The sequence below is a fragment of the Neobacillus sp. NPDC058068 genome (assembly GCF_042885335.1).
GTDB lineage: Bacteria > Bacillota > Bacilli > Bacillales > Cytobacillaceae > Neobacillus.
The window spans coordinates 59,298-80,332 of record NZ_JBHVSI010000017.1 but is presented as its reverse complement, the minus strand read 5'-3'; the positions used below and the strand labels follow the sequence as shown (position 1 = coordinate 80,332).

At 41.1% G+C, this 21,035-nt stretch carries 20 protein-coding genes and 1 other annotated feature; of the genes, 7 read left to right on the top strand and 13 right to left on the bottom strand.

Going from position 1 to position 21,035, the window contains the following annotated elements; translation table 11 throughout:
• Positions 1–80 precede the first annotated feature (80 nt).
• Complete coding sequence (locus ACFVSW_RS19555; protein WP_387318286.1) at positions 81–827, top strand: AAA family ATPase; 747 nt, start codon at positions 81–83, stop codon at positions 825–827.
• Positions 828–950: 123 nt separating this feature from the next.
• Here ACFVSW_RS19555 and speD read toward each other — a convergent pair whose 3' ends face one another.
• Positions 951–1,760, bottom strand: coding sequence for an adenosylmethionine decarboxylase (gene speD / locus ACFVSW_RS19550; RefSeq protein WP_387318285.1), 810 nt, complete (start codon positions 1,758–1,760; stop codon positions 951–953).
• Positions 1,761–1,930: 170 nt separating this feature from the next.
• On the opposite strand from speD, the gene ACFVSW_RS19545 reads away from it, so the two are divergent.
• The 3 genes from ACFVSW_RS19545 (at position 1,931) to ACFVSW_RS19535 (ending at position 5,115) form a co-directional block, all read left to right on the top strand.
• On the top strand, positions 1,931–3,181 hold the full coding sequence (locus tag ACFVSW_RS19545; protein ID WP_387318284.1) for a TolB family protein: 1,251 nt from the start codon (positions 1,931–1,933) through the stop codon (positions 3,179–3,181).
• Positions 3,182–3,275: 94 nt separating this feature from the next.
• Positions 3,276–3,710: a Dps family protein gene (locus ACFVSW_RS19540; RefSeq protein WP_387318283.1), complete on the top strand. Its 435-nt coding sequence runs from the start codon at positions 3,276–3,278 to the stop codon at positions 3,708–3,710.
• A gap of 124 nt (positions 3,711–3,834) precedes the next feature.
• Positions 3,835–5,115 carry a polysaccharide deacetylase family protein gene (locus tag ACFVSW_RS19535; RefSeq protein ID WP_387318282.1) on the top strand — a complete coding sequence of 427 codons (1,281 nt, stop codon included), beginning with the start codon at positions 3,835–3,837 and terminating at the stop codon, positions 5,113–5,115.
• A 96-nt stretch (positions 5,116–5,211) separates the two neighbouring features.
• Here ACFVSW_RS19535 and ACFVSW_RS19530 read toward each other — a convergent pair whose 3' ends face one another.
• The gene (locus ACFVSW_RS19530) at positions 5,212–5,931 is read right to left on the bottom strand and encodes a 16S rRNA pseudouridine(516) synthase (RefSeq protein ID WP_387318281.1); all 720 of its coding nucleotides are present in this window, start codon (positions 5,929–5,931) and stop codon (positions 5,212–5,214) included.
• A gap of 29 nt (positions 5,932–5,960) precedes the next feature.
• Positions 5,961–7,571: a putative polysaccharide biosynthesis protein gene (locus ACFVSW_RS19525; protein WP_387318280.1), complete on the bottom strand. Its 1,611-nt coding sequence runs from the start codon at positions 7,569–7,571 to the stop codon at positions 5,961–5,963.
• A 241-nt stretch (positions 7,572–7,812) separates the two neighbouring features.
• On the opposite strand from ACFVSW_RS19525, the gene ACFVSW_RS19520 reads away from it, so the two are divergent.
• Entirely contained in the window at positions 7,813–9,084 is a 1,272-nt protein-coding gene (locus ACFVSW_RS19520) for a BaiN/RdsA family NAD(P)/FAD-dependent oxidoreductase (protein ID WP_387318343.1), read from the top strand.
• A gap of 6 nt (positions 9,085–9,090) precedes the next feature.
• On the opposite strand, the gene ACFVSW_RS19515 is transcribed toward ACFVSW_RS19520, so the two are convergent.
• The 9 genes from ACFVSW_RS19515 to ACFVSW_RS19475 all read right to left on the bottom strand — a co-directional run bounded on the left by ACFVSW_RS19515 (position 9,091) and on the right by ACFVSW_RS19475 (position 18,208).
• Positions 9,091–9,276 carry a sporulation protein Cse60 gene (locus ACFVSW_RS19515; RefSeq protein ID WP_024030555.1) on the bottom strand — a complete coding sequence of 62 codons (186 nt, stop codon included), beginning with the start codon at positions 9,274–9,276 and terminating at the stop codon, positions 9,091–9,093.
• A gap of 262 nt (positions 9,277–9,538) precedes the next feature.
• Positions 9,539–9,844: a rhodanese-like domain-containing protein gene (locus ACFVSW_RS19510; RefSeq protein WP_387318279.1), complete on the bottom strand. Its 306-nt coding sequence runs from the start codon at positions 9,842–9,844 to the stop codon at positions 9,539–9,541.
• Between the two features lie 149 nt (positions 9,845–9,993).
• Positions 9,994–12,411 (bottom strand): leucine--tRNA ligase, encoded by a 2,418-nt coding sequence (leuS, locus tag ACFVSW_RS19505; protein ID WP_387318278.1) that lies wholly within the window; start codon positions 12,409–12,411, stop codon positions 9,994–9,996.
• Between the two features lie 42 nt (positions 12,412–12,453).
• Positions 12,454–12,677 (bottom strand) — a binding site (T-box leader).
• A 157-nt stretch (positions 12,678–12,834) separates the two neighbouring features.
• Positions 12,835–14,028, bottom strand: coding sequence for an MDR family MFS transporter (locus ACFVSW_RS19500; RefSeq protein WP_387318277.1), 1,194 nt, complete (start codon positions 14,026–14,028; stop codon positions 12,835–12,837).
• Positions 14,029–14,355: 327 nt separating this feature from the next.
• On the bottom strand, positions 14,356–15,807 hold the full coding sequence (locus ACFVSW_RS19495; protein WP_387318276.1) for an ammonia-forming cytochrome c nitrite reductase subunit c552: 1,452 nt from the start codon (positions 15,805–15,807) through the stop codon (positions 14,356–14,358).
• Between the two features lie 3 nt (positions 15,808–15,810).
• Positions 15,811–16,323: a NapC/NirT family cytochrome c gene (locus ACFVSW_RS19490; protein WP_387318275.1), complete on the bottom strand. Its 513-nt coding sequence runs from the start codon at positions 16,321–16,323 to the stop codon at positions 15,811–15,813.
• A gap of 298 nt (positions 16,324–16,621) precedes the next feature.
• Positions 16,622–17,428 carry a hypothetical protein gene (locus ACFVSW_RS19485; RefSeq protein ID WP_387318274.1) on the bottom strand — a complete coding sequence of 269 codons (807 nt, stop codon included), beginning with the start codon at positions 17,426–17,428 and terminating at the stop codon, positions 16,622–16,624.
• A gap of 335 nt (positions 17,429–17,763) precedes the next feature.
• Positions 17,764–17,928, bottom strand: coding sequence for a glycogen biosynthesis protein GlgD (locus ACFVSW_RS19480; protein WP_387318273.1), 165 nt, complete (start codon positions 17,926–17,928; stop codon positions 17,764–17,766).
• 16 nt (positions 17,929–17,944) lie between these two features.
• The gene (locus ACFVSW_RS19475) at positions 17,945–18,208 is read right to left on the bottom strand and encodes a YtzC family protein (protein WP_387318272.1); all 264 of its coding nucleotides are present in this window, start codon (positions 18,206–18,208) and stop codon (positions 17,945–17,947) included.
• Between the two features lie 190 nt (positions 18,209–18,398).
• Here ACFVSW_RS19475 and mnmL point away from each other — a divergent pair, with 190 nt between their 5' ends.
• Complete coding sequence (gene mnmL, locus ACFVSW_RS19470; RefSeq protein WP_387318271.1) at positions 18,399–19,358, top strand: tRNA modification radical SAM protein MnmL/YtqA; 960 nt, start codon at positions 18,399–18,401, stop codon at positions 19,356–19,358.
• Positions 19,355–19,927, top strand: a complete 573-nt coding sequence (gene mnmM, locus ACFVSW_RS19465) for a tRNA 5-(aminomethyl)-2-thiouridylate-methyltransferase MnmM (protein ID WP_387318270.1) — start codon at positions 19,355–19,357, stop codon at positions 19,925–19,927. The genes mnmL and mnmM overlap by 4 nt, the downstream gene beginning before the upstream one ends.
• 23 nt (positions 19,928–19,950) lie before the next feature.
• Here mnmM and ACFVSW_RS19460 read toward each other — a convergent pair whose 3' ends face one another.
• On the bottom strand, positions 19,951–21,033 hold the full coding sequence (locus ACFVSW_RS19460; RefSeq protein WP_387318269.1) for a tetraprenyl-beta-curcumene synthase family protein: 1,083 nt from the start codon (positions 21,031–21,033) through the stop codon (positions 19,951–19,953).
• Between the last annotated feature and the right edge of the window lie 2 nt (positions 21,034–21,035).

The window sequence follows — 21,035 nt, the reverse complement described above, 5'->3', positions numbered from 1 at the left end:
TAAAAATATGCATTAAGATATTTAATCAGTAGATGCGCCAGAAAGTGTTACAATAAAAGAAAAACTTTAGAGGTAGTTTTATGCTGAAAAGTCAATATATCCGAAGTATTAAACTTAAGAGAGACGAAGTCCCTTCTATTAAAAAATATCCCTTTAACTTGGCGAGTTTTAAAACCTTAAATGAACTAAGTTTTCATCCCAATGTAACCTTCCTTATTGGGGAAAACGGAATGGGCAAATCAACCTTATTAGAAGCGATAGCAACCGCATTAGGCTTCAACCCTGAAGGCGGCTCCTTCAATTTTAATTTTTCAACCTATGATTCCCATTCACCTCTTGGAGACTATCTTAAAGTAATCAAAGGGATTGAAAAACCGAAGGATGGGTTTTTCTTGCGGGCGGAAAGCTTTTATAATGTTGCTTCCAACATTGAGGAATTGGATCGTGAGGGCAGGGGTCGACGGATAATTGATTCCTTTGGCGGAGTCTCCCTTCATGAACAATCACACGGCGAGGCCTTCTTTGCTACATTTCTTCACCGTTTTGGCGGTAATGGAATCTATATTTTGGATGAACCGGAAGCGGCTTTGTCGCCATTACGGCAAATGTCGATGTTAACAAGAATCCACGACCTAGTTCAGGAGAATTCGCAATTTATCATTGCTACCCATTCTCCCATCATTATGGCATATCCAGAGGCGAGGATTTTTGAGTTCTCCGAAGAAGGAATCAACGAGCGCCGCCTTGAGGAAACGAATCATTATCGAATCATGAAACAATTTTTCGATGATAAAAATAGAATGCTTCACCATTTGTTAAATGAATGATAAAGAAAACTCGCCGATTGGCGAGCCGTTAGGCGGTTCATGAGGCGTTGTTGCACTTATGCCTGATAGAAAAGTTATACTTTCCTATCCCCCACAAAAAGAGCGCACAACAACTGCGCTCTTTTATGGAACAATATTTTTCCCATAAAAAATTTCATCCATCTCTAACTTTAATCTCTCTGTTATCTCAATATGTTCATCCGGAGTCAGCTTGTCTTTTGTATAGCCAAACAAATAGTTATTTAAATCGAATTCACGCAGCTTACATTTTGTGTGGAAAATATGCTCCTGATAGACATTTACATCAATCATATCGAATAATTCACCGACATCTTCAGGGATGTAATTCTGAATTGAGTTAATTTCATGGTCGATAAAAAGCTTGTGACCTGTTTTATCCCTTGTAAACCCACGAACACGGTAATCAATTGTCATCACATCGGTTTCAAATGTTCGGATTAAATAATGGAGTGCCTTAAGCGGTGAAATTTCGCCGCAGGTTGAGACATCAATATCTGCCCGAAACGTACTAATCCCCTCATCAGGGTGGAATTCCGGGTATGTATGAACAGTGATATGGCTCTTATCGAGCTGCATCACCACTGATTCGGGAAGCGGCCCCGGTGATTCCTCGAATGATTCTGATGGAGCATTTGCCACAGGCCCTTCCGATACCAGCAAGGTCACGCTTGCACCCGCAGGCTCAAAATCCTGGCTGGCAACATTTAAGACATGGGCGCCAATGATATCTGAGACATGCCGCAAAATTTTTTGCAACCTTTCCCCACTGTATTCTTCATCAATATAGTTTAAATAAGCTTCCCGTTCTTCCCTCGTCCTTGTGTAACAAATATCATACATATTAAAGCTTAACGACTTCGTTAAGTTATTAAAGCCGTGTAACTCAATCGCCTGCTCGTGTGTAAGTTTCATGATTCATTCCCCCTTCATAACCTAAACCTAATTAAGATATATAGTACCCATTGTTATACCCGGTTACTTATTTTTTCTAAAAGAACTCTTTATGGACTGCTAATCCAATACTTTGCTTTTTTTCATCATAATTCACCAATTCTTGAAGAAATTAAGAATGAGGTGGAGTGATGAAAAAACAGCTTTGTTTGTTTTTTATTTTTCTATTTTTGATACCTAACGGCTATGCAAATGCGGAACCCTTTAATGAAAGTAATGTAAAAGTGGCTTTTGTCAGGGATGGCTTTCTCTGGACTAAAATAAATGGTAAGGAAGAAAAAATCACGAAAGGAAAAGCCAAATACGATTATCAGCCCAAATGGTCACATGACGGGAAATGGATTGCTTATGAAGTTGAATCTAAAATGAACATCGAGTCAACAGAAATATGGATGTATAGTCTTGAAACGAAAAAGCACAAACGGATTTCTAGAGATGGAACAGATCCCAGGTGGTCACCGGTCGAGAATATCCTTGCTTTTAAAAGCGGGGGGGTCTTAAATGTCTCAAACCTTGAACACTTTTATAATATTGCGTTGGGGGTAGGTGATTACAGCTGGTACCCGGATGGCCGCTCCTTCATTACAGCTTCAAGCGCCTCCCTAAGGCCCGATGGCTGGACAAATCCGGTTCTCTTTCAAATTGGCCTTGAAAAGGATTTAGACAAAATCACCAGTCTAACAAAAAATGTGAAGAACCTTTATACCATTCCTAGTGAATTAAAGAAAGGGAACATCAACGTTCAGGCAATTTATGTATCTAACTTTCAATTTTCTCCTGATGGAAAGTGGGTTTCTTTTGTCGTCAGCCCGCCGGGTTCAGGACCAATGGACAGCAATATGGTCTGTGTTATTTTGGCTGATGGCCGGCACTTCGAAACAATCGATGAAATAAATGGGGAATCCCCAGTAAAATGGGCCTTTCAGCAAAATCGCTTAGGGTATATTGCTGGTGGCGGCAGAATAGTCTTAGGCTTCAAAGATAAAGATATGAAAGTAACCGAGCTTCCTGCATTTAAGTCAATCATCCTTACCCCGCAAAAGTTTGCGGAATTAGGTTTTACTTGGAAGGATGATAATACCTTAATTGTTTCAAGAGTGAAAGAAAGCGAATGGTCGAACGACGCCAAACAGAGGCCAGACCCTTCATTATTTTTGATAAAAATTGGCGAGCAAAAACAAATACAAATTACCCATCCCCCTAAGGACTATGGTGATTACGCCCCGATCTATCTTCGTACATCCGGTAAATTAACATGGCTGCGGAAAAAGGACTTGGCTGACATCCAAAGAGATTTATGGATTGCCGATCAAAACGGAGACAATGCCAAGGTTTGGATTAAAAATGTCGGCGGGTATGAATTTTATGAAGATAAACAATGATAACTCACTTATTTATAATAACTATAATTTACTATTGATTATAAAATAGTATATGTTATAATTAATTTAGATAAGAAATTAGGAGGAATGCTGAATGACACTCGAACAAGTACTTAATCAACAAATCGCCAACTGGACCGTTTTATACACGAAATTACATCAGTTTCACTGGTATGTGAAAGGACCTCACTTCTTTACCTTACATGGTAAATTTGAAGAACTTTATGATGAAGCAGCGGCTACAATCGATGAATTCGCTGAACAATTACTAGCTAATGGCGGCAGCCCTATTTCCACTTTAAAAGAGTCCCTTCAATTGGCAACGATTGAAGAATCGAATGAAAAATTAACGGCAGAAGAAATGGTTCAGTCAGTCATCAATGACTTTTCATTAATCATTGATGAATTAAAAACGGGGATGGAAGTCGCCGAACAAAGTAACGACGAAGTGACCAGCGATATGTTCCTCGGCCTAATTGGCAAACTTACTAAACATAACTGGATGTTGAAATCCTTCTTACAGGCGTAATAAATCCAATAGCTTTTAATGGACAAGGCTTCATGCTTTGTCCTTTTTATTTTTTTAAAAAATATTTAGATGTTAATGATGTTTTTGTTATGATAAAGGTAAGAAATTTAAGGAGGTATGAATCGTGGGGAAATTACCCAAAACCTTGTGGGTGATTCTGTTCTTTTCTTCCATCATAGTAACAGCATGTGTTTCTGAAAAGCCACACGACAGTAAAAACCTGCCACCAAAAGAAAATGCCATACATCCTAAGGAAGTAAACCGCCCCAATTCACAGTATCTTACTGAAATGATGGAATTGGCTAAGAACGGAACGGTTAAAAACTGTCCATTTAATGCGTTTGATAGCACTATAGAACAGGTAAAAACTAAATGGGGAGACCCTGATACGGTCGATCAAGCAGGCCTTGGCTTCTATGCTACTTTTAATAAAAAGAATATGGTTCTAGGATACAACAAGGCAGGCGAAATTTTCGATGTCCGCTCTTATGCGAGTGATTTGAAAGATGTATCCGAGCAGATGATTGTAAAAGCATTCGGACAGCCAGCAGAGATAAAGGACAACAACAATGAAAATATTTATCTTTATGAAGCGGGTCAAGACATTCAATTAAAAATAATCATTCCGAATAGCAGCAAGACCATCGATCATATTTCCGTTTTTAATCCTAAAAGAGCAGAATCGACAGGCGATTATATTCTAGATATAAAAGGAACATCGAATAAATTAACCGACTCAGCTTGGGCATCGATGCAGAAATGGCGGAAGGAAATTGTCCTTTTTGCGAAAAATCAAGAAAATGTGTTTATTAATGGACCAAATAAAAAGAAAGTTGCCCTAACATTTGATGATGGTCCAGATGAAGTCATCACCCCGGCCATCATTGATATTTTAGCGGCCCATCATGTTAAGGGAAATTTCTTCTTTATCGGAAGTAAAGTTAAGGAGCACCCGGATGTTGTTATGGAGGCATTCAAGCATGGAAACCTAGTCCTAAACCACAGCTATCATCATCTTGAATTAACCAAGTTAAGTAAAGAAGATGTTCGCAAGGAAATTGCCGATACCGGCCAGGCGATAAAATCTGTTATCGGAAAAGAACCCGCCATCATTCGGACCCCCTATGGCGATACGAATGCAGATGTAGCGGCGATTTCCAAACAAGAAGGATATTCCATTGTCCTTTGGTCGCTTGACACTTTAGATTGGTCGCAAAAGGATTCCAAAAATATCGTTAATAATGTGCTGGCAAATGTTCGAAATGGCGACATTATCTTAATGCACTCAGATTCCGATAAAGTTGAGACCAAAAAAGCTTTACCACTGTTAATCGAGGAATTGCAAAAAAGGAATTTTGAAATCGTTGACTTGGAAAATTTGTTGAATATTAAAGGGTATCAATAACCCTTTTAAGGCAGAAACTTTAAATTCATTGAACATCAAAGTATATAAAAAATGAAAAAGCAGCCTACTTTTCAGCTGCTTTTTCATAAATATTCTCTATTTTACCTGATAATTCCTCAATAACTCTACTTCTTCGTCTGTTAATTCCCGGTATTCACCGAGCTCAAGTGTTTCGTCCAACGGCAGAGGTCCCATTGTAATCCGCTTTAGGTACACAACACTTTTTCCAACCGCTTCGAACATCCTTTTCACCTGATGAAATTTGCCTTCGGTGATGGTTAGCTCAATATCAGAACGAACCCCGGATTTCAAGATTTTCAAATCGCCGGGCTTAGTTTCATAACCGTCATCCAAGGTTACCCCTTCTGCAAATGCCTCAACGTCTGCCGCGTCCACTTCCCTATCAATCACTGCAAAGTAAGTCTTCGGCACATGCTTTTTCGGTGAAAGCAAACGATGCGCTAATTGACCATCATTCGTAATCAGCAGCAAGCCTTCTGTGTCCTTGTCCAACCGCCCAACTGGAAACGGCTCATACACCTGATCCTCCATCTCCAATAAATCGATGACCGTTTCACATGAGTTATCTTCTGTCGCTGACAATACCCCTTGCGGCTTGTTCATCATCAGATAGATGAATTCTTTGTATTCAACAACTTCGCCATTTAAGGTGACAGTTTGTTTTGCTGTATCGACATGCTGCTTGGCATCCTTAACCACGACATCATCTACTTTAACGGCCCCTCTTTTCAGCAGCTGCTTCACTTCCTTGCGGCTGCCGTAGCCGAGATTGGCGAGCATTTTATCAATTCTCAATGATAATCCCCCTTACATTTAGAAGATTTTCAGGTGCGAAGTCTTAATTTTTGCTTTAAACGAACAACCCGATCTCCAAATAATCGGTCAACGAGCCCTGATTTTAATCCAAGGAAAAAATAGATGCCAGCACCTGCTCCAGCACTTACTAGGATAATTAAGACAGATTGCCCCTTTGATGCTGGTGAAAGAAATAGCAAAAGGAATTTATAAACAATCTCTGTCCCCGCCCACATCAATCCTGCAAAAATCACGATTAGTAAGCTCCTTCGCCAAACAAGACGGAATTGGTAACGCGAAAAGGTTTTAATTACAATCAAATTAATAATAATCGCTACTGTGTAGCCAAGTGCTGTTGCTAATACGGCACCTCGTGTTTCGAACATTTTTATTAGTGGGATATTCAAAGCTAGTTTTACCAATAAACCAACAAGTAAGCTTAAGATGGTAAAGCGCTGTTCATTGATTCCCTGCAGAATGGCAGCTGTGACCGCGTATAGAGAAAATAAAATCGCAACCGGAGCATAGGCGCCTAATACCTGCGTTCCGAGGGCATCGTGCTCATAAAACGCAGTGTAAACTGGTTCGGCCAATAAAGACAATCCGATCGCTGCCGGTAATGTTAAATACAATAAGACTTGAAATGTCTGGTTTAACTGTCGGTTCATACTTTGGCGATCATTCTCAACAAATGCTTTTGTAATGCTTGGCACTAGTGTTAAAGAGAAAGCCGTTGCAAGTGAAACAGGAATAATGACAATTTTATGTGATTCAAAATTTAAGATACCAAAAGCAACATCTGCTAACTTCTTATTCAATCCGATATCCGTCAAAGCTCTCGTAAGAGTAATTTGGTCAATGAATTGAAATAGTGGATTGGCAATCCCGACAAACACAAATGGTGCTGCATAAATAAATATTTCTTTATAGATTTCCTTTAACGAGATATCGATGGTTCCTTTATCGTGGTCTAAAAGCTGATCCAAATATGGTTTTCTTTTATACCAATACCAAAATAAAACGATCAAGCCGCCGATTGCACCAATAAAGGCAGCAAAAGTTGCGACACTAACCGCTGAAACAATCGTTCCATTTAAAAATTTCAGGACAACATAGGCACCGGCAAGCGTGAAAATAATCCGGACGATTTGTTCCACAACCTGTGAAACAGCAGAAGGTCCCATTGATTGATGTCCTTGAAAATATCCCCTGATTAAGCTCATAAATGGCACAACAATCAACGCGAAACTAACAGCTCTGATGACGGTAATAACACTTGCCATGTCTTTTTTACCAGGATGACTCATCTCTGCCAACAACGGTGCCGCTGAATACATGACAAGAAAGGCTGCAATCCCCGTAAATAGCATGACCACTATTCCCGATTTAAATAGTTTTCGGCCAACGGCATATTCTTCAAGGGCATTATATTTTGAAATAAACTTTGACACTGCGAGCGGTACACCAGCCGTGGCAACACTAATAAAAATTGTATATGGGACGTACGAGTAAGAGTAAAGCTGTGTCCCATATTTTCCGACAATTTGATAAAATGGAATAACGTAAATTAAGCCGATAACCTTTGATAGGATCGTTCCAAAGGTTAAGATAAATGTTCCTCTTAAAAGCTTAGACTGCATAAAATCCCTTCCTAATTCGAAAAGCGCAAGCGCCTCATCAAGTAAATTCGACTTTTTTTGCACACTATTGTAGTTTACAACTCTTTTCCCAATGGCGCCACTAACAACCCCAAAAATTTATTAAAAATTGTTGTCCATTTGTTTTGTTTTCAGTATGGGCTGAAATGGTTATAATGGAGTAATTGGTATAAATACCATTAGGTTACCGATAAAAATGAATGAACATAAAGTTGGTGCAAATATGGAATACGATGTAATCATCATTGGCGGCGGCCCCTCAGGGTTAATGGCTGCCATCGCCGCTGGTGAAAAAGGGGCAAAGGTGCTGTTAATCGATAAAGGCGACAAGCTTGGCAGAAAACTGGCGATATCCGGTGGTGGACGCTGTAACGTCACAAACCGTCTGCCTGTGGAAGAAATCATTAAACATTTGCCTGGAAACGGGAAATTTTTATACAGTGCTTTCTCCATTTTTAGTAACGAGGACATTATTGTCTTTTTTGAAAAATTAGGAATTTCCTTAAAGGAAGAGGATCACGGGCGGATGTTCCCCGTCTCGAATAAAGCTCAATCCGTTGTCGATGCTCTTTTGGAGCAATTAGAGAAGCTTCATGTTCGTGTATTCAAAAACTCCCCGGCAGCGGAAGTCATCTATGAAAATGGACAAACGGCTGCTGTTTTATTAAAGGATGGCCAAAAAATTGCCGCTAAATCCATCGTCATTGCTGTTGGCGGCAAATCGGTCCCCCATACAGGATCAACCGGCGACGGCTATGCCTGGGCGAAGAAGGCTGGACACACGATTACCGAATTGTTTCCAACCGAAGTCCCTGTCACGTCTAGTGAACTTTTTATAAGAAATAAGACTCTGCAAGGATTGTCATTGCGCGATATTGACGTAAGTGTGTTAAATCCAAAAGGAAAGCCAATTATCTCCCATCGGATGGACATGCTGTTTACTCATTTTGGCATCAGCGGTCCTGCAGTACTGCGCTGCAGCCAGTTTGTTGTGAAGGCGATGAAGAAGTGGAAATTAAAAGAGGTTACCATGAGCCTCGATGCCCTTCCAGATAAAAAAGAAGAGGAAATTGTTCAGGAAATTGTTAGACTTGTAAAAAGTGAGCCTAAGAAAAGTATTAAAAATACGTTAAAGGGCTTGCTGCCTGAACGTTATTTACTATTTCTATTAGAACAAAATGGTATCGACCCTTCCGAGCAGGGAGGCATGATTTCCAATGAAAAAATTCGTAGTTTTTCTAAAAGCTGCAAGCAATTCTTGATTAACGTTAATGGCACACTTCCACTTGAAAAAGCATTTGTCACGGGCGGCGGCGTGTCTGTTAAGGAAATTGAACCGCAAACGATGGGCTCGAAATTAATGGATGGTTTATATTTTTGCGGTGAAATTCTTGATGTTCATGGTTATACAGGAGGGTATAATATTACCTCCGCACTTGTGACCGGCAGGCTTGCGGGAACCAATGCCGCTCTAGCGGCAAAAAATCGGGCCTGACTTTTGTCAGGCCTTGTAAATAATCATCGCTGTAAAGCAATAAATCTGTTCTTCCTCTTCCTCCTCCGGCATCGCTGCAACGTTATACTTAATATCTAGCAGACTCTTTTCATCTATTCCTCTTAGAAAACGATTCATTTCCTTTTCCAAATCCTTCTCATGCTCCCGATCAAACAATTTCACCTGTATCAATCTACTCTCCCTCTCCCTTTTTAATATCATTATTGACCATTTTTCTGAATTTTATAAAAGAGAGAGCTGGAAAAGTTACGTTTTTTCAAATATTATCCAGGAAATGTCGTAAGTTTCAGTTAATGTGTTCTAAATGAATGAAAATATGTCGTAAGTGCTCAAAAATATCTAGTAATTGCTCAAAATTATCTCATAAAAGTCAAAATTGATGTCATTAACAAGTTTCATTAAAAAGAAAAACCGATTCCAAAAATGGAATCGGTTATTTCGTTTCTCCAGTCCAATTCATCATGCCGCCTATCATGTTGCGGACTTTGTAGCCCTGATCCTGAAGGTAGTAGCAAACATTACCGCTGCGGGCGCTTGAGCGGCAGATAAAAATATATTCTTTATCCTTATCAAAATAGTCCAAGTTAGCAGGAATTTCCCCCATACGAATATGCTTTGCTCCCGAAATCATCCCCATTGCTACTTCTTCATCTTCTCTAACATCCACAAGCTCTAGCTTTTCCCCTGCCGCGAGCTTCTTTTGTAACTCTTCTGGTGTAATCGTTTGAATTGCTTCCATCCTATTCATCCCTTCAGAAAAACATCCCCCAGTTTTGCAGGAGGATGTTCTATTTTAGCCGATGGGAAAGTATAACTTTCCCATCAGGCATAAGTGCAACTACGCCTCATGAACCGCCTAACGGCTCGCCAATCGGCGAGTTTTCTTTATTAATTTGCTACGATATTGACTAGTTTACCCGGAACCGTGATAACTTTGCGAATTGTCTTTCCTTCGATTTGTTCCTTCACGCGGTCATCGTCCATTGCAATGCCTTCCAATGCCTCTTTGCTCGCATCCGTTGGCACCATAAGCTTTGTCTTTACCTTACCATTTACTTGAATGACAATTTCCACTTGGTCATCAACTAGCTTTGCTTCATCGTATGCAGGCCAAGCCTCATAAGAGATTGTTTCGCTATGTCCTAATCTATTCCAAAGCTCTTCTGCAATATGTGGACTAACAGGTGCAAGCATTTTGACGAACCCTTCTACATAATCCTTAGGTAGTACTGTTGCTTTATATGCTTCGTTAATGAAGACCATCATTTGTGAAATTGCGGTATTAAATCTCAAGCCTTCGTAATCCTCGGTGACCTTTTTCACAGTTTGATGGTAAACCTTTTCCAAATTGGACGCTTCTTCATTTGATTGGATTTTCGGATTTAATTCACCGTTTTCTTCCACAAATAAGCGCCAGATTCGGTCAAGGAAACGGCGGGAACCGTCCAAACCGTTTGTCGACCAAGCAATTGAGGCGTCAAGTGGTCCCATAAACATTTCATACAAGCGAAGCGTATCGGCACCGTGACTCTCGAGGATATCATCAGGATTAACCACATTTCCTTTTGACTTACTCATTTTTTCATTGCCTTCGCCTAAAATCATCCCTTGGTTGAATAACTTTTGGAATGGTTCTTTTGTTGGAACAACACCAATATCATATAAAAATTTATGCCAGAAACGGGCATATAACAAGTGAAGAACGGCATGTTCGGCACCGCCAATGTAAATATCAACAGGCAGCCAGTGATTTAATTTTTCGGCAGAAGCCAGTGCTTCGCTGTTTTTTGGATCAATATAACGTAAATAATACCAGCAGCTGCCGGCCCATTGCGGCATTGTATTCGTTTCGCGTCGTCCCTTTTTGCCTGTCTCCGGATCAACAACATTTACCCAATCGGCAATATTGGCAAGTGGTGATTCTCCGGTTCCGGATGGTTTGATATCTTTTGTTTTTGGCAGCATCAATGGAAGCTGGTCCTCTGGCACAGCTGTCATCGTGCCGTCTTCCCAATGAATAATTGGAATTGGCTCACCCCAGTAGCGCTGACGGCTGAATAACCAATCACGTAAGCGGAAAGTTACCTTTTTGGTACCGATGCCTTTTTCCTCTAACCAGGAAATCATTTTGGTAATTGCCTCTTCTTTATTTAATCCATTTAAGAAGTCGGAGTTGATGTGTTCACCATCACCCGTATAGGCTTCTTTCTCTACATCGCCGCCAGCAACAACTGGTTTGATTGGCAGACCGAATTCCTTCGCGAATTCATAGTCGCGCTCATCATGAGCAGGTACGGCCATAATCGCACCGGTTCCGTAGCTTACTAATACATAATCGGCAATCCAGATTGGCATTTTTTCGCCATTGGCAGGATTGATGGCATAGGCACCGGTAAATACGCCTGTTTTCTCTTTAGCTAAGTCCGTGCGCTCAAGATCGCTTTTCATCTTCACTTTATCTAAATAAGTTTCAACTGCAGCGCGCTGTTCGGCTGTCGTAATTTTATCAACAAAGGCATGCTCCGGAGCCAAAACAGCATAGGTTGCACCGAATAACGTATCCGGACGAGTTGTGAAAACAGTGAAGGTTTCATCATGTCCGTCGATTGCAAAGGTTACTTCCGCCCCTTCAGAACGGCCAATCCAGTTACGCTGCATGTCTTTCAAGCTTTCCGGCCAATCAAGCTCTTCTAAATCTTCAAGTAAGCGGTCACCGTAAGCGGTAATTTTTAACATCCATTGCTTCATCGGACGGCGCTCAACCGGATGGCCGCCGCGTTCGCTTTTACCATCAATGACTTCTTCGTTTGCTAAAACGGTTCCAAGTGCCGGGCACCAGTTTACGGCTACCTCATCAATATAAGCAAGCCCTTTTTCCCAAAGCTTTAAGAAAATCCACTGGGTCCATTTATAATATTCCGGGTCGGTTGTGTTAACTTCGCGATCCCAGTCATAGGAGAAACCAAGCGCTTTAATTTGTCTGCGGAAAGTGTTAATATTCTGTTCGGTAAATTCGGCAGGATCGTTGCCTGTATCTAGCGCGTATTGCTCTGCCGGCAGTCCGAATGCATCCCAGCCCATTGGGTGAAGGACGTTATATCCCTGCATCCGCTTCATACGAGATAGGATATCAGTAGCTGTATAGCCTTCAGGGTGTCCAACGTGAAGCCCAGCACCTGATGGATAGGGAAACATATCTAACGCGTAGAACTTGCGTTTATCATATTCTTCACTCGTTTTGAATGTCTTTTCTGCTTCCCATTTCTGTTGCCATTTCTTTTCGATTTGCTGATGGTCGAAACTCATAATGCTTTCCTCCTATAAAAAAATAAAAAACCCCTCATCCCAAAAAGGGACGAGAGGATTGTATGTATCTTCCCGCGGTACCACCCACATTAGTGCATGCATGCACTCGCTTCATTCATCCTTAACGCGGAATACGGCAAGCATTACTGTTCTTTCATGCCTGCAACTCAAAGGCGAGTTCATGATGTACCCGGTTGACTTCCACCAGCCGTCAACTCTCTACATTTCGGGTATTGACCATTACTACTCCTGATCACTGTTTTTCTAATATAAAAGTATTACGGTTATTGTATTAAATTTTTCGATGGTATGCAAGTAAACTTGCGCCTAAATTCAGGATGGACAGGAAATCTTCTTTATAAACAACCAAAAGAAAAGACAATGGAGATTCATTCCCCACTGTCCTTCCCACGTGGACAAATGTTACATTTGTCCACGAAGGGTGCCTGACACCATTTTCCTTTTTATTCCACGATCATACATAAGTGTGGTGAGGATTGCGATTAGGAATAGTCCGATCAATACGAAAAATAATGAGGACATGCTATACGTATCTACTATTATTCCGCCTAGTAATGGACCAACCATTCTGCCGCCTGTAGCTGTGCTGTTGACGATTCCCTGATAAAAGCCTTCTCTCCCCTTAGGAGCTAAATCGAAAGCAATGGTAGGTACGGCAGGCCAGATGAACATTTCACCGATGCTTAAGATAATCATAGCAACGAGGAATCCCGAAAAAGCACTCGCTTTTCCAGCAACTAAAAATGAAACGATAAAAATTCCAATTCCAATAAGGATTTGCACCTTGAGTGATGCGGAAAGTTTCTTAAGCACTCCGTTTAATAGCGGCTGTCCAAGAACGATGATAGCACCGTTAATCGACCATAGTAAGCTATATTGCTTCAATGAAATATTGATTTCCTGTGTGTAAGTAGCAATGGTTGTTGTCCACTGACTATAAGCAACCCAACAGAGTAAATAACCCGCGCAAACAATCAGTAAAGCCTGCAGATTGCCTTTGCTTTTTACAGTTTTCACTGCTTTTTCATGATGGCTGTGTCTCGCAGGCTCTACCACAATTCCCTTATATCCAAATATGGCAATTAGTAAAAAGATTACATACATGATGGTATTCGCTAAGAAGATTAATTGGAAGGAGTAAGCTGCTACGAATCCGCCAAGTGACGCACCTACGGCAACGCCGAGGTTTTGAGCGACATAAAGGGCGTTAAACGATTTACGCCCGCCTTCTTTCCAAACTGAACCTGCCATGGCATACATCGATGGAAAAATAATTCCTGTTCCAAAGCCGATAATGGTAAGGAAAACGACGTATTGTGGCCAGTCATGCCAGATAGATAGGCCGATTAATGATAAGAGGGAAATAGCAATTCCCAATATAATAGATTTATAACCGCCAATTTTATCAAATAAAAAGCCGCCATAAAGATTTCCAATTACATTTGCTCCCGAGTTGAGCATGAGGACAATCCCTGCAACGGAGAGGGACTTTCCTAAATGATTGTGAATATAGATTGCATTTAAAGGCCATAAAAAAGAAGAGCCTATTACATTCACTGCCATCCCGATGATTAAAAGCCATAAGGCACGAGGCATGAAAAACGCTCCTTTAACATTAACTATTTCAAATCCCTAGGCTATTTTAGTCTTTTTTTAGTTTGGGTGCAATCATTTTTCATTACCAGTTTCACTGGAGAATAATCCCGCGGATTTGAAGGAGGATTCCGCCAATTCCCGAAGGAATTTCGCCAAACCAAAAAACAAGTCCCGCAAATTGACATCTAGCCACAAATTTGTCACAATAACTACAAGAAAACACTGTTCCTCAACTGGAACAGTGCTTTCAAAAACGTATTCAAGGGCTCTTTCCTTAAATTTCTTATTCCTTCTTAGCGGGACGAATAAGAATGTAATGGAAAGGGTCTATTTTTTTGGAACTGAAGGTACTACTGGCGCTTGTGCTGGGAAATAGCTGTTGACTGCGTGATCTTTTTTCTTCTCATTTACTTTCTCATCGGCAACAGCTTTTTTAACCTTTTCAATTTCCTTGTCAAGCTCATCCATGTTGACGCCTTTTTTCACAAGCTCTTCTGTTGCTAGGCGAATGGCCTTGTTGGATTCCTCAATTGAAATTCGCAGTGAATCCATTGATCCTTGCGGGTTATGGAAGCCGGCGGAGTTTTCAGCGGCAATGATATCCCAGAACCATTGTCCTTTACGTACATATTCCTGAGCTTGTTTAATTTTTTCCTGGCTCACGCCTGATGTTATCATTTTGTTTACATAGTAATGGGCTGAAGTGGAAATATCTTGGGCATCATGTAATCCCTTCACATTTGCATCTTGAATTTCAATTACTCGATCCTTTAGTTTGTCTAAATCACGGTCACCGTGACATTGTCCGCAAGATGTTTGCATCGTTTTAAGCGGTGAAGTCCACCAGTGTGATGTGATCTTTCTTTTTCCATCGACACGTTCGTAAGGCATATGGCAATCGGCACAGGATACATTTGCTTTCCCATGCGTGCCTGATAGGTGTGTTTCAAATTCAGGATGCTGTGCTTTTAACATTGGTGTGCCGGAAATATTGCTGATCCAGTCTTTCTCAAAACCGTTTTCTTTTGCGATTGTGCTATAGTATTCATACATATCTTCAGGCTTAAAACCTTTTGTCCACGGATAGGTAACCTCACTATTATTAGCAGCAAAGTAATATTCATCATGGCACTGCCCGCACACATAGCTGCGCATTTCGTTCTTCGTTGGATTCGACACATCGACACCCTTTGCCTTCAACGCTTTAAAAAGACTAGGACGTGTTACACGTAAATCCATTGTTTTTGGATCATGGCAATCGGAACAGCCGATTGGCGAGTGGCCCATCGCTTCGCCTTTTGGCCAAATATCTTTGTTAAAATTAGCGCCCCAATAGCTGTCGCCCATTTCTTCAATCATTTTCGGAACAGCAGTTGATTTACATGTATAGCAAGAGCCAACAGACTTGTCAGTAATCCTCTTCACACTGCGGATATCCTCTAAGGCGTATGTGTGACCGCGGTCTTCATTGTATTCAGTCGCAAAGCCATAGCCATTGAAAAGAATTGGTAACAGCGGCTCCTTGTCTGGGTCAAATTTACTCCTTTTTACAGAGCCGCCGTATTTTGTGTCTTCCATTTTTTCATTTTTCTTGTAGCTGTTATATTGTAGCGGAAATAAGTCCTTAAATGCTTCATTGTTTATTTCATCGGCTGAAAGGCCTGTTGTCTTCTTGCCTGCTGCCGCAGCTGTTTTTTCACCGGAATCATTGCTGCAGCCAGTGATCATCAACACAAATGCCAGCAGGAGAAGATATGCCCCATATCGAATCCTTCCCATTTTTTAAAATCCTCCCTTATTTTCTAATAATTCTCCTGATTTAGGTGGCTTATTATAATGATCATCTTTAAAGCCTTTCCCATGTGGAACTGTTTTGTGACAGGAAATACACTTATCCTTAGCGTCATGTGAGACATTGCTGAGCGTACTCTTGTGGCACGAGATACAGTTGTCATTCATGATATCCTTTGTGCGGTCCGTCGCCTGGATTACATCCGGAATATCGTCTGTTCCGAGTGTGTTGAAATAAATATGTGTCATCCCGGCGCGGCCTTTAAAAAATAACTTCCCAACCTCGCTCTTGTGCGGCAAATGACAATCATTACACTGCAAATCGGAATGAGTTGAATCCACGAATGACGAATAAACGGATTTCATCGTATGACAGTTCTGACAAAATCCCGGTGAATCCAAGTAAGCCATTGTTTTGACTGTCGAAAATGATAAAAACACGCCGATAAGTAGTGCTAAGACGATTAAAAACTTTTTGTCCATCTTTAGAAGCTTTTTAAACATTATTTCACCTCCCATGAATAATCTGGATACTCTCTATTTATTTATTAGGCTGTGTTAAAAGTGAATGTTGATTTCCGTTCCAGGCGCGAGCGGTTCGCGGGGCGGGCGGTGAGCCTCCTCGGCGCTAAAGCGCCTGCGGGGTCTCACCTGTCCCGCTGCTCCCGCAGGAGTCTCGCGCCTTCCACTCCAATCAACATTGTGCTCAAAATCAACAATGTTCTTTAACACAGCCATTTATTAAAGTACCTTGAAGGCACCTTAATTCCCATGGAATCACGCCAAAAGGCGCTTCTGTTTATTACTGCCTTTTCCTGCGATTTCTTATCAGGATAGTCAAGGCAGCCACAGATACAACACTAATCCCGCTAAATGCGCTAACGGCAATAATTGTGGCTTTCTTATTCTCGTTTACTTTTACTTCAGCTGAATCATTTAAAAGCTCTGTGTTCGGCTTCGTTTCGGTGCGTTCATATGTTAAGGTGAGGTTTTTTTCTTCACCCGCTTTTACCCCCTGGAAAAGGTAGGAGAAAATGTTAGCTGCTTCACCATGATTCTGGTTTTCATCAGGGGCCGGTGAGAGCTTGAATTTTTTTGCCTTAGTCGGCTCTGTAAAGGTAACGTTGACGAGTCCGATATCAGCAAAGCTTTTAAAATGATACGCTAAGGTTTTCTTTCCTTTATTTATCTTTAGGCTGTCTGTATAAAATTCAATAACAAATTTATAGCGTTCATTCGGACCAATCTCTTCACTTGTTGTCCAGGAAATCGTTCCTTTTTCACGGTCGATGGCATATTCAATTTCATAGGTCGTTCGTAAATCGCTTGAGTAATCTGCCACATAGCCAATTCGGAAGTTTTTCTCTCCCATTGGCAGCGGTATTTCAATTTGTCCTTTTTGCGGCTGATCAGAGGTATTTACCATTGATCCCTGATAACCAATTAACAGCGGTGGATAATCTTTTTGTTGATCATTTGGATGATATGCATACTCCGGCATGACTTGTATCGTCAGCTCTTCCAAGCTTAAAATTTTACTCTCAGCGAAGCTAACCGAAGGAAACATAAAGGCCAGAATGATGCTACCGATAAAAAGGTATTTTTTCATTTCAATACTTCCTTTGCTAAGCAAAATTTGTGGATAAAATGTGAACGCATTCACAAAATGTTCTAAGAAAGGTGCTAAGTAGGTTCACTTAGCAAAAAGTGGTATTCATGGAATGAGATTTTTAAATCCATATCTCATTTAAACCATGTTAAACACTCCCCATCTGTGAGCTACATCACACAAAAAATTGTAGTTGTTGCTAAAATGTGAACATGGTTTTCTTCTATTTTCATGTTGTTTTTATTAAGAAATTGATGTTCCAAGTGATTTAAAAGAATTTTTTTAAAATACCCACAAAAAAATCTCCCAACAAATTGTTGAGAGATTTAAAGGTTTTATTCTTGATGCATTTTGGATTTTACTGGCTGACCGCCTGATTGTTCAAATTTCTTTTTTGCTTTTTTAACAAGGTCAACATCCTGGCCGAGTTCGAGATCTTGATTATTGATTCCATTTCGAGTTTTTTGTTCTGGATTTTGCTGTTTTGATCTTTTTTTCAAGAAGTTTCTCCTCCTCTTAATGGCCTTTTAATATCATTGAGTTTTGCAGTTGCTGCAGCTGAAGTCTCATCCTATGGAGCTGCTCCCGCTGTTGCGAATTAGCAAAATGGGCCATTTTGGCGATATCACCGTAAGTGTCTTCGAGAGCCTGTAGTGCCTGTGTATAATTATCATCGTTATATTGTTCTTGGAGGCTGCTTTGCTTATATTGTTCCTCGGCAAATCGAATAGCATCCTCACACTGCTGCATCAGGTTATCCATTGAATCACGAGTAGCCATTTAAGAACCCCCTTCAATCCCTGCTATGAAGCGCACGGCTTCATTTCTTATTGTGTTCTCCATTCTTTTTCCTATTACAGAAACCGAAGGATAATTTTTTACCAACTTTCTTTGAAACAATTACAATTGGATAAGGCTTGGCTTCATGTTAAAATTGTTTTTATGTAAAATTAAAAGGAGGTTTTCTGACATGCTTCAGACAAAACCTTTTCCATTTGCAGCCGATGATAAACGATACCATACCTGGAATTACCATCTGCGCGGGCATTTCGGCCATAAGGTGTTTAAAATAGCACTTGATGGCGGCTTTGATTGTCCGAATCGTGACGGTACTGTTGCTCATGGGGGCTGTACCTTCTGCAGTGCAGCCGGTTCAGGAGATTTTGCCGGTAATCGTGTCGAGACACTGGAAACACAATTTAATGAGATTAAAGAAAAAATGCACACGAAATGGAAAGATGGCAAGTACATGGCCTACTTCCAGGCGTTCACGAATACCCATGCACCCGTTGAAGTTCTTCGTGAAAAATACGAAACCGTCCTTAAGCAGGAAGGCGTCGTCGGTTTGTCGATTGCCACTCGTCCAGATTGCTTGCCCGATGATGTCGTCGAATATTTAGCGGAATTAAACAAACGGACGTATTTATGGGTAGAGCTCGGGCTTCAGACTGTGCACGAACGCACCGCGCTTCTTATCAATCGCGCCCATGATTTCCAGAGTTATATTGACGGTGTTAATAAACTAAGAAAGCATGGAATTCGGATTTGCACTCATATTATTAATGGACTGCCGCTTGAGTCGAATGAAATGATGATGGAAACGGCCCGTGAAGTTGCTAAATTAGACGTTCAGGGAATTAAGATTCATTTGCTCCATCTTTTAAAAGGCACACCGATGGTCAAGCAATATGAAAAAGGTATGCTTGAATTTCTATCACTACGGGACTATGTCAACTTAGTATGTGACCAATTGGAGATTTTACCACCGGAAATGATTGTTCACCGAATTACCGGCGACGGACCGATTGACTTGATGGTCGGCCCAATGTGGAGTGTGAATAAGTGGGAAGTATTAAATTCCATTGATGCAGAACTGAAGCGTAGAGACAGCTGGCAGGGTAAATTTTATCAAGGGGCATTGAACCGATGAAAATGGAGCGTATTCTTCCGTTTGCGAAAAATTTACTCGAAAAAGCCGTTCAACCCGGTGATGTTGTCGTCGATGCGACAGTTGGAAATGGCCATGATACCGTGTTTTTGGCGGGGCTTGTTGGAGACAACGGGAAAGTTTACGGCTTTGACGTGCAAAAAGAGGCAATCCTGGCAACAAAGGAGCGCTTGGCGACACATGGCTTGTCAGAACGGGTGACCATTTTTCACGAAGGACACGAACAGCTTTCCGCAAAAATTCCAACTGCTGATCAGCGAAACATTACGGGAGCGATTTTTAACCTTGGCTACTTGCCTGGCAGCGATAAATCCATTGTTACTCAACCAGATACAACCATTGCCGCAATCGAGCAGTTATTGGAAATTATGGCGCCAGAGGGAATCATTGTCCTTGTAATTTACCATGGGCACGAACAAGGTGCGGTGGAACGGGACATCCTTCTTCAATTCTGCCAACACTTAGACCAAAAAAAAGCACATGTGCTGCGATACCAATTTATCAATCAGCAAAATAACCCGCCATTTATTGTGGCATTAGAAAAACGTTAAAAAACCAGGCCGGGCCTGGTTTTTTATTTCACCATAAGTCTTGTCACAAACGCTGGAACTAATTTTTGCACTGAGCGGTAGGCGCGTCCGTTAAAATAAAAGAAATAACTGACCCATCCGCCTGATTTAATGATTCCCTTTGCCAGTTTGCGGACATTTTTCTGTTTTCTGACCTTTTCATCCGATAAGTAAATTCCTAACAACCCCCGATTAATAAGCTGATGGAATTTCTTATGCGGAAGGTACTCCGTATGCCTGTCCGCTTCCACAACAAAATGCTTTAGCCGTTGAAAAAGTGTTTCCTGATTGTCATAATACGAACAAAAGTTTAAGTCCCCTCCGGCCATATCCTCCTCTTGATCAATAAAATAATCCAAGAGAATATGGAGACCTTGAATATAAGGGAAATAGCCGTTACGAATATTTTCGGCGTCACTTGCCTGAAAATCCTCACGCATGGCATACGATATTAAACAAAAAATTCCCAATGTCGAACCGGAACAGGCGGAGAATTCATACCATTCCATCTCAGGGAGCCGATTTTGGTAACGATGGAACCATCTTTCAAGCCGCGGCACCCGCTCCTCGTGAACCACATGTTTGTGAATTTGCAAATCACAATAATACTGGCACAGCTCCTGCAGGTAATCTTTGATTACATCGTAATGCTCTGTCTCATTTAGGACAGAACGACATGTTTGTGATAAATCCTGCAAATAATTCCCATCATCTTGATCCTCGCGAAGCCGGTAATAGTTTTTCCTATCAGTCCTAAGTAAAAGGGCATCAGCCATCGACTCATGAAGGGCCGTAAAGTCCTCAGGATCAAGCGATGTGCTTCGGTCGCAAAGATTGTCTAAATAATCACTAATCGTTTGATAAGCGACGATAAACTTGATTGCTTTCTTATAATCCGCGCCGGCTGTGAGCGCTAAGATTGCTCCACCTTCACAGTGAAACGTTTTATGCTCAATACTGGCAAGCGCCTGAGTTCGTAACTCCGGATTGGGTATTTTTTCAGCCCGGCTTTTCCAATAAGCCAATTCTTGATGGACTGCTGGAAGAATTTTGCGGTATACCCTGGACATGAGGGTGATTGGCATCATGG